Consider the following 568-nt stretch of genomic DNA (forward strand, 5'->3'; position numbering starts at 1 on the left):
AGCCAGTGTCCGTCCGGAAATCGCAACCGCTGGAAAAATTTAAGAATTTTCGCCTGCTCTGTTATTGGTTTTTGGACGAAAATCTGTTACGATGCACCGTGCAACCATTTGATATGACTGGAGAATGCCCATCAAAGGGGTGCGTGGATGCGTCGAAAACGAGACCTGCAACTCGACCTCTTCCAGGTGGCTTCGCAGCACCGGATCAGTAAGGAGTTCGAGGCCATCTCCGAGATTCTGGACGGCGCGCCAGAGATCCTCGACTGGGTGCACGAGGATCTGGCTCGGGCGGGCCGAACCGATCGGGGCCGGGAGGGCATGACCGCCGAGCAGGTACTCCGGTCCGGTCTGGTGAAGCAGATCCAGGGGTTCACCTACCAGGAACTGGAATTCCATCTGGGCGACTCCCAGACGCTCCGGGCGTTCACCCGGATGCGCATGGACCAAACGCCCAGTGCCTCGACGCTGCACGAGAACCTCTCGGCGATCCGAGAGGAGACCTGGGAGAGGATCAACCGGCGCATCCTGCAGGCGGCCAAGGAGTCCGGGGCGGAAACCGGGCGGAAGA

Annotated in this window: 1 pseudogene; it reads left to right on the forward strand. The window is 60.0% G+C overall.

From position 1 onward, the window contains the following. Window positions 1–147 precede the first annotated feature (147 nt). Window positions 148–568 (forward strand): annotated as a pseudogene (locus tag ACYQ8L_RS18590) (ISNCY family transposase); the annotation flags it as partial.

Source organism: Deferrisoma palaeochoriense (assembly GCF_054656955.1).